Annotated in this window: 8 protein-coding genes; 1 reads left to right on the forward strand and 7 read right to left on the reverse strand. The window is 61.4% G+C overall.

The genetic code is table 11. The features are described 5' to 3' along the window. Window positions 1–1101 (reverse strand): ABC transporter ATP-binding protein, encoded by a 1101-nt coding sequence (locus AYR66_RS06055; protein ID WP_088706779.1) that lies wholly within the window; start codon window positions 1099–1101, stop codon window positions 1–3. Window positions 1102–1143: 42 nt separating this feature from the next. After that, window positions 1144–2694: a glycerol-3-phosphate dehydrogenase gene (glpD, locus tag AYR66_RS06060; protein WP_088706780.1), complete on the reverse strand. Its 1551-nt coding sequence runs from the start codon at window positions 2692–2694 to the stop codon at window positions 1144–1146. A gap of 155 nt (window positions 2695–2849) precedes the next feature. Here glpD and AYR66_RS06065 point away from each other — a divergent pair, with 155 nt between their 5' ends. Beyond that, window positions 2850–3611, forward strand: coding sequence for a DeoR/GlpR family DNA-binding transcription regulator (locus tag AYR66_RS06065; protein WP_088706781.1), 762 nt, complete (start codon window positions 2850–2852; stop codon window positions 3609–3611). Between the two features lie 44 nt (window positions 3612–3655). On the opposite strand, the gene AYR66_RS06070 is transcribed toward AYR66_RS06065, so the two are convergent. The 5 genes from AYR66_RS06070 to AYR66_RS06090 all read right to left on the reverse strand — a co-directional run. Next, window positions 3656–4162, reverse strand: coding sequence for a peroxiredoxin (locus tag AYR66_RS06070; protein ID WP_088709631.1), 507 nt, complete (start codon window positions 4160–4162; stop codon window positions 3656–3658). A 145-nt stretch (window positions 4163–4307) separates the two neighbouring features. Further along, window positions 4308–5495 (reverse strand): cell division protein FtsZ, encoded by a 1188-nt coding sequence (ftsZ, locus tag AYR66_RS06075; protein WP_088706782.1) that lies wholly within the window; start codon window positions 5493–5495, stop codon window positions 4308–4310. 114 nt (window positions 5496–5609) lie between these two features. Next, entirely contained in the window at window positions 5610–6842 is a 1233-nt protein-coding gene (gene ftsA / locus AYR66_RS06080) for a cell division protein FtsA (protein WP_088706783.1), read from the reverse strand. Window positions 6843–6851: 9 nt separating this feature from the next. Continuing rightward, the gene (locus AYR66_RS06085) at window positions 6852–7619 is read right to left on the reverse strand and encodes a cell division protein FtsQ/DivIB (protein ID WP_088706784.1); all 768 of its coding nucleotides are present in this window, start codon (window positions 7617–7619) and stop codon (window positions 6852–6854) included. 17 nt (window positions 7620–7636) lie between these two features. Further along, on the reverse strand, window positions 7637–8586 hold a 950-nt coding region (locus tag AYR66_RS06090), incomplete at its 5' end, for a D-alanine--D-alanine ligase (protein WP_088709632.1).

Genomic DNA, 8586 nt, shown 5'->3' on the forward strand with positions numbered 1-8586 from the left:
TTACACTCCAACCTGAGTCAGTGTCGGCGCAAACAATAGCGCGCCATCGGGTGCGTACAGGAACAGGTCGCCCGGCCTGCAATACATGCTGCAGGGCGAGCCGATTGCGAGGTCGTGCACGCCAGGCAGCTGCGCGACGAGGGCGATGCGGCCGCGATGCACGTGCACATAGGTTTCGGAACCGCTGATTTCCGCGAGCTCGACTTCCGCTTCAATCGGCACATCATCCGGATTGCGTGCAACCAGGCGCAGGCTGTGGGCACGCAGGCCGAGCATCACTTCCTTGTATCCGGCCGCCTTCTGCATCTGTGCGGCGCTCAATTGCAGGACAAGTCCGCTGCCCAGTTGAGCGGTGCCGTCGGCTTCGAGGGAGGCTGGCATCAGGTTGATCGGCGGATCGCTGAAGGTGCGTGCGGCCTGGATGGAATTGGGGGCGTTGAATACGTCAAGCGTCGATCCGCTCTGCAGCAAGCGCCCCTCATGCAACACCGCCACGTTGCCGCCGAGTTGCAGGGCTTCCAGCGGTTCGGTGGTGGCATACACCACGGTGGTTTTTCCTTCCGAGAACAATTCGGTCAGCTCGTTACGCAATTCTTCGCGCAGCTTGTAGTCGAGATTGACCAGCGGCTCGTCGAGGAGCAATAGGCCGGCTTCCTTGATGAGGGCGCGTGCCATCGCCGTGCGCTGCTGCTGGCCGCCGGACAGTTCGGCCGGGAAGCGTTGCAGGTAGGGTGTGATGTGCAGGCGTTCCGCCATGTCGGTCACGCGCTTCCTGATCTCGCTTTCCGCCACGCCCTTGATGCGCAGCGGCGACGCGATATTGTCGAAGACCGTGAACGACGGGTAATTGATGAATTGCTGGTACACCATGGCGAGGTCGCGCTCGCGGACCGACACGCCGGTCACATCGCGCCCGCCGGCAACCACACGCCCTTCTGTCGGCCGGTCGAGTCCGGCCATGAGGCGCATGAGAGTCGTCTTGCCGGCCTTGGTCGTCCCCAGCAATACGTTGATGGTCCCCGGCACCAGCGAGAGCGAGAGCGGATAGATATGATCTTCCGCACCAACTTTCCTGCTGACGTTCTCCAATGCTAGAAGCACGCTGTCTTCCTCCTAAAAATTCTTCTTGGTGCGCCGCTTATTCTAGGCGCTGCGGCTTTTCTCGTTGCCGCTCATTTGCTGAATCCAGGTATCGAGCTTTTCCTGCGTCCCCTTGGGCAGATGCAAGCCAAGCTTGGATCTGCGCCACAAGATATCCGCGGCGTCCACCGCCCATTCTCGCTGCATCAGGTAATCGACCTCGGCTTCATAGAGGCCAGGTGCGATTTCCTTGCCCATATCGGCCACGCTCTTTCGGCCGGCGAGCAGCGTGTCGATCCGTGTTCCGTAGGCCCGTGCGTAACGGCTCACCAATGCCGCCGGCAAGAACGCATGGCGCTTCTGCATCTCATGCACGAACTTGTCGAACTCGTGTACGGAACGATTCGACGGCTGCGCGCCGTACAGGTCTCCGCCGGGCAGGCAGGCGTGTTCGGTCCAGGAGCCGCGAGTCATGGGAAGCAGGGGGGCAAGCATGTCGACGGCCTCTTCCGCCAGTTTGCGGAAGGTGGTGATCTTTCCACCGAAGACGGAGAGCAGCGGCGCGCCCTGCGTATCGAGTTCGAGGCGGTAGTCGCGCGTCACGGCGGCGGCGCTCGACGATTCGTCCTCCACAAGCGGACGAACCCCGGAGTAGCTCCAGGCGACATCGGACGGGGTAATGCGCTTGCGGAAGTAACGGCTTGCGAGGTCGCACAGGTAGATGATCTCGTCCTTGTCGATGGCCACCTTGTTGGCATCGCCGTGATATTCGATATCCGTCGTGCCGATCAGGGTGAAGTCCTGCTCGTAGGGAATGGCGAACACGATGCGGCCATCCGGGTGCTGGAAGATATACGCGTAAGGATGGTCAAACAGCTTGGGGACGACGATATGGCTGCCCTTGATCAGGCGCAACGCCTTTTCCGTCGGACGCTCTACGGCGCTCTGCAGGAATTGTGCCGTCCACGGGCCAGCCGCATTGACCAGTGCCCGCGCGCGAACGAGGGATTGCCTTCCTTGGGCGTCGACCAGTTCGACAATCCATGCACTGCCGTCGCGCCGCGCGGATGTGCACCGTGTGCGTGTAAGGATGCGCGCACCCTTCTCGGCTGCGTCGACCGCATTGAGCACCACCAGCCGCGCATCATCCACCCAACCATCCGAATACACGAAGCCTCGTGTGAACTCCGGCTTGAGCGGTTCGCCCGCCGCATGCCTGCGCAAGTCGACACCGCTCGATCCGGGCAGGAGCTCGCGCTTTGCCAGCGCGTCGTACAGGAACAAGCCGGTGCGGATCATCCATGCCGGACGCTGCCCCTTGTCGTGCGGCAGAACGAAGCGCATCGGCCACATGATGTGGGGTGCCGCGCGCAACAGCACTTCGCGTTCGATGAGCGCTTTGCGGACGAGGTTGAACTCGTAGTACTCGAGGTAGCGCAGCCCGCCGTGGATAAGCTTTGATGAGGACGAGGAGGTATGGGATGCGAGGTCATCCTTCTCGCAGAGAACGACGGTCAAACCACGCCCCGCGGCGTCGCGCGCAATGCCGGCGCCGTTGATACCTCCACCGACAACGAGCAGGTCGCATTCGAGGTTGGTCTTGCCGTTTTCCATTCGGATCTCGCCCAAATAATGAGTTGGTACGGTGACAGGCGCCTAAGATACGACAATACCCGAAAGTAATGCAACAGGATTTTTGATTTTTTACACTCGTTTATTTTCGTTTTCAATTATATTGAGGGCTTCGCCACGATTGAAGGGGAACGGATTTGACTCTTAATCCACGTCAAAGGCGGCTGCTGGAGGTCGTACGGCAACGCGTGACCATATCGGTGGAAGAGCTGGCGCTGGAGCTGGGCGTCACACCGCAGACGGTGCGGCGTGACGTCAAGATGATGGAGGAAGCGAACCTGCTGGCACGCTATCACGGCGGCGTAGGCCTGCCCTCTTCCGTCGAGAACATCGACTACAGCCTGCGTCAGGGAATGAACAGCGACGCCAAGCGGCGCATTGCGTGCGAAGTGGCACGCCAGGTGCCTTCCGGATGTTCATTGCTGATCAACATCGGTACGACGACCGAGGAGGTCGCGCGTGCCCTGGTGCACCATCAGGCATTGCATGTCGTCACTAACAACCTCAATGTGGCCTCCATCCTCTCCGACAATCCGCATTGCGAAGTGATTCTAGCGGGCGGCGTGGTACGCGGCCGGGACCGTGGCATCGTAGGCGAGGCAACGATCGATTTCATCCGGCAGTTCAAGGTCGACATCGGCATCATCGGGATTTCGAGTATCGAACTGGACGGCACGCTGCGCGACTACGATCCGCGCGAGGTCAAGGTGGCGCAGGCGATCATCGAACAATCGCGGGAGGTCTGGCTGGTGGCCGACCATGACAAGTTCGCGCGCCAAGCCCTGGTGCGCATGGCGCATGTATCGCAGATCGACATGCTGTTTACGGACGCGCCGCCTCCCGAGGCATTGAACCGGGTGCTCAGGGACGCTAAGGTGGAGGTGTTTGTCGTCGAGTAAAAAAAACGGCGCCGAAGCGCCGTTTTCATTTACTGCGGGAAAAATCAGCCGAGCTGTCCCAGCAGCGTCTCCGCGTTGGAGACTTCGAACTTGCCGGGTTGCTCGATGTTGAGCTGCTTGACGACGCCATCTTCCACCAGCATCGAAAAACGTTGCATGCGGACGCCCATGCCCTTGGCGGTCAGGTCGAATTCCAGGCCGAGTGCCTTGGTGTATTCCGCACTGCCGTCGGCCATCATGCGAACGATGCCGGTCGCCTTTTGGTCGCGGCCCCATGCGCCCATCACGAAGGCATCATTGACCGAGATGCACCAGATCTCGTCCACGCCCTTGGCCTTGAACTGGTCGGCCAGCGCGATGTAGCCCGGCACGTGCTTGGCCGAGCAGGTCGGCGTATAGGCGCCGGGCAGGCCGAAGACGGCAATCTTCTTGCCCTTGGTCAGCTCGCTGACCTTGAAGGTATTCGGGCCCAGGGAGCAGCCTTCCGATTCGACTTCGATGAATTCCGAAAGCGCGCCTTCCGGCAGGCGGTCGCCGATCTTGATCGTCATGATTTTGTCCTCTCTCTTGTAGGGATGCGATAGTGCGTAAAAACGCCGCGCGCCGCTGTCACGCGGGGCGCGGCGTACAAACCGCAGTATGCCTTTTTCTTGCTTTTCTTGCAGCATCCTCCCTACTTCGCGTAGGGGGAAGGCTTTAGTCAGCCTGCTTGCGCAGGAAGGCCGGGATGTCGTAGGTTTCCATGCCGTTCTTTTCGAGCGCGCGCACCGTTTCCGATGCGGACTCGCGGCGCCATACCGCCGGGGCCTTCAGGCCCTGGAAGGCGGCAGCCGGCTCGGCCATGCCCTGGTTGCCCACGCCGGTGTGCTGCATGATCGGCTCGTTGTGCGTGCCGGTGCGCAGGACCGGGGTCTGCACCAGTTGCACGTTCTTGCGGCCGCGGCCGAGGCCGGTTGCCACGACGGTGACGCGGATCTCGTCGCCCATGTTTTCGTCGTAGGCGATGCCCTGTGCGATGGATGCGTCGGGGGCGGCGAAGGCACGGACGGTTGCCATGACTTCCTTGATTTCCTTGCCCTTGAGGCTGCGGCTGGCCGTGACGTTGACCAGCACGCCGCGCGCGCCGGACAGGTCGATGCCGTCCAGCAGCGGCGATGCCACGGCTTGCTCGGCGGCAATGCGTGCGCGGTCGACACCGGAAGCGGTCGCGGTACCCATCATCGCCTTGCCCTGCTCGCCCATGATGGTCTTGACGTCATTGAAGTCGACGTTGATGTGGCCCGGCACATTGATGATTTCGGCGATACCGGCAACGGCGTTGTTCAGCACGTCGTCGGCGTGTTGCAGCCATTCCATCATGCTGTCGTCTTCGTAGATGTCTTCCAGCTTCTCGTTCAGGATCACAATCAGGGAATCGACGTGGCGGGACAGTTCTTCCAGGCCCTGCTCGGCGATTTCCATGCACTTCGCGCCTTCATAGGAGAAGGGCTTGGATACCACGGCAACGGTCAGTGCGCCGAGTTGCTTGGCCACTTCCGCCACCACCGGCGCAGCGCCGGTGCCGGTGCCGCCGCCCATGCCGGCAGCGATGAACACCATGTGTGCGCCGCGCAGTGCGTCTTCGATGCGCTGGCGGGAATCCTCAGCCAGCTGGCGGCCGACGTCGGGTTTCATGCCTGCGCCCAGGCCGGATTCACCGATCTGGATGATGTTGTTGGCGTTCGACTGCTGCAGTGCCTGCGCGTCGGTATTGGCGGCGATGAATTCCACGCCTGCCACGCCCTTGTTGATCATGTGTTGAACTGCATTGCCGCCTGCACCACCCACGCCCACCACCTTGATCACGGTGCCGAGATTCGCGTTATCGATCATATCGATTTCCATGATTGTTTAACTCCCTTAGATGAAGCAGTTTTCAGTCGTTAGTCACCACGCTGTGGGGCGACTAGCAACTGCAAACTGCGGTTAGTACACAAAAATTATTTGATTTCTTGCTGCTTAAAAATTACCGAGGAACCACTCTTTCATTCGCTGCCATACCGCCTTCACCGAACCATCCTGGCGAGTGACGATGTGGCCGCGCAGGTACTGCTTCTTCGCTTCCAGCAACAACCCCAATACCGTCGAATAGCGCGGACTGCGCACCACGTCCGCCAACTGCCCGCTGTACTCCGGCACGCCGAGGCGCGTCGGCTTCAAGAAAATGTCTTCAGCCAGTTCCACCATGCCCGGCATCATGGCCGTGCCGCCGGTGATGACGATGCCGGAAGACAGGACTTCTTCGTATCCCGATTCGCGCACCACCTGGTGCACGAGGGCGAACAGTTCTTCCACGCGCGGCTCGATCACGGCTGCCAGCGCCTGGCGCGACAGCGTGCGCGGTCCGCGGTCGCCGAGGCCGGGCACTTCCAGCGTCTCGCCCGGATCGGCCAGCACCTGCTTGCCCACGCCATAGCGCAGCTTGATCTCCTCCGCTTCCGCCGTCGGCGTGCGCAAGGCCATCGCAATGTCGTTGGTGATCTGGTCGCCGGCGATCGGGATCACAGCCGTGTGGCGGATTGCACCTTCAGTGAAGATCGCGACGTCGGTCGTGCCGCCGCCGATGTCGACCAGCACAACACCAAGTTCCTTTTCATCCGGCGTCAGCACCGCGTCGGCAGAGGCCATCGGCTGCAGGATCAGGTCGGAGACTTCGAGGCCGCAGCGACGGACGCACTTGACGATGTTCTGCACGGCGGAGACCGCGCCGGTGACGATATGCACCTTCACTTCCAGACGGATGCCGCTCATGCCGATCGGTTCGCGCACATCTTCCTGGCTGTCAACAATGAATTCTTGCGGAACCGTGTGCAGCAGCTGCTGGTCGGTCGGGATGTTGACCGCCTTGGCGGTTTCGATCACGCGCGCCACGTCGGTCGCCGTCACTTCCTTGTCCTTGATCGCCACCATGCCGCTGGAATTGAAGCTGCGGATATGGCTGCCGGCGATACCGGTGTAGACGTTCTTGATCTTGCAGTCGGCCATGAGCTCGGCTTCTTCGAGCGCGCGCTGGATCGACTCCACCGTTGCCTCGATGTTGACCACCACGCCCTTCTTCAGCCCCTTGGACTCGTGCTGGCCCAGACCGATGACCTCATGCCTCCCGTTCGGCATCACTTCGGCGACCACCGCCACCACCTTCGAGGTGCCGATGTCGAGACCGACGATCAGGTTTTTTGCGTCTTTTGTCATGTTGTTTGCTTACTTTTTCTTGCCTTCGATACCGAACTTCAAACCGGTTGCCTTCAACGCCAATCCATTCGGATAACGCATGTCCACACTTTCAATCCTGTCCTGCAACCGCGTGACCAGTTGCGGATAAATCTTCACCAGCCGGTCGACGCGGTCCTTCAGCGTCGTGACGTTCGCTTCCCTGCCCAGCTCGACCGTCATGCCGTTGTTCAACCTCACGCTCCACGCATAACGGCTGGTGAGCCGTACCGCATCCGGCACGAGGCTGACCGGCTTGAACCACTCTTGCAGCTGGCGGTAGCGGGCGACGACTTCCTTTTCGCTCCCCTCCGGGCCGGCGAACTCTGCCAGCTCGTGGTCTTCTTCCGCCTCGGCAAGGTTGGCGGTGAAGACATCGCCTTTTACCGACAGCAGCTTGCCTTCTTCGCCCCATGTACCCAGCGGTTCATGCTCGTCCACTGTGACGATCAGCTTGTTCGGCCATTCGCGCCGCACCGAAGCCTTGCGCACCCAGGGAACCGCTTCGAATGCCACGCGCACCGTGTCCAGGTTCGCGGTGAAGAAGTTGCCCTTTATGCGCGGCACCGCTGCCGTGCGTACCGTCGACGCATTAACGTGGCGCAGCACCGTTTCGCCGACACCTTCCACGCGAATCGTCTTCAACGTGAACATCGGCCGGTTAGCCACCCACCACAAAGCCGACGCGAGCAGGCCCAGCACCAGTACGCCAAGCAAGGCGTTGGTGGCTGCATTGAGCTGTCTGACGTCGTGCCACATGGTTGGCTGCTTGTCCCTTACGTCGGTTGCCAGTCCTTGGTCGGCTTCAGGTCGAGGTCAGCCGAACGCAGGATTTCCACACACAAATCTTCATAGCTCACACCCGATGCCTTGGCCGACATCGGTACCAGCGAATGCCCGGTCATACCCGGAGAGGTATTAATCTCCAGCAGGAAGGGTTCGTTGTCCGCGGCGCGCAGCATGAAGTCGACCCGGGCCCAGCCGGAAGAGCCGACCGCATTGAATGCACGCACGGCGAGCGACTGGATGCGCTTGGTCAGTTCCTCGTCCAGCGGCGCCGGGCAGAGGTACTGGGTGTCGTCGCTGAAGTACTTGTGCTGGTAGTCGTAGTTGCCCTGCGGCGCGCAGATTTCCACGATCGGCAGCGCGCGCGCAGTGCGGCCCTTGCCGAGCACCGGCACCGTCAGTTCGCGGCCGGTGATGAATTCCTCGGCCAGCACGACGTCGTCGTACTTCGCGCAATGCGCAAAGCCTTCCTGCATTTCCGAATAGCCGATCACCTTGCTGATGCCGATGGTCGAACCTTCATGCGGCGCCTTCAGCATCACCGGCAGGCCGAGTTCGTCCGGCACCTTGCGCAGCTCTTCGGGCGTCGCCTCGTGCGAATCGAGCACGATGAAGCGCGGCGTCGGCAAGCCATGGTTCGTCCAGATGCGCTTGGTCATCACCTTGTCCATGCCGATGGACGAGGCCATCACGCCGGACCCGGTATAGGGAATGCCGAGCTGCTCGAGCACGCCCTGCAGCGTGCCGTCCTCGCCGTAGCGGCCGTGCAGCGCGATGAACACGCGGTCGAACTTTTCCGCTGCCAGTTCAGCCAGGCTGCGCTGCGCAGGATCGAAACCGTGCGCGTCGACGCCCTTGCTCTGCAATGCCTTCAGCACGCCGCTGCCCGACATCAGCGAGACTTCGCGCTCGGCGGAGCGGCCGCCATACAGCACGCCGA

This window comes from Noviherbaspirillum denitrificans (assembly GCF_002211445.1).
Taxonomy (GTDB): Bacteria; Pseudomonadota; Gammaproteobacteria; order Burkholderiales; family Burkholderiaceae_D; genus Noviherbaspirillum; species Noviherbaspirillum denitrificans.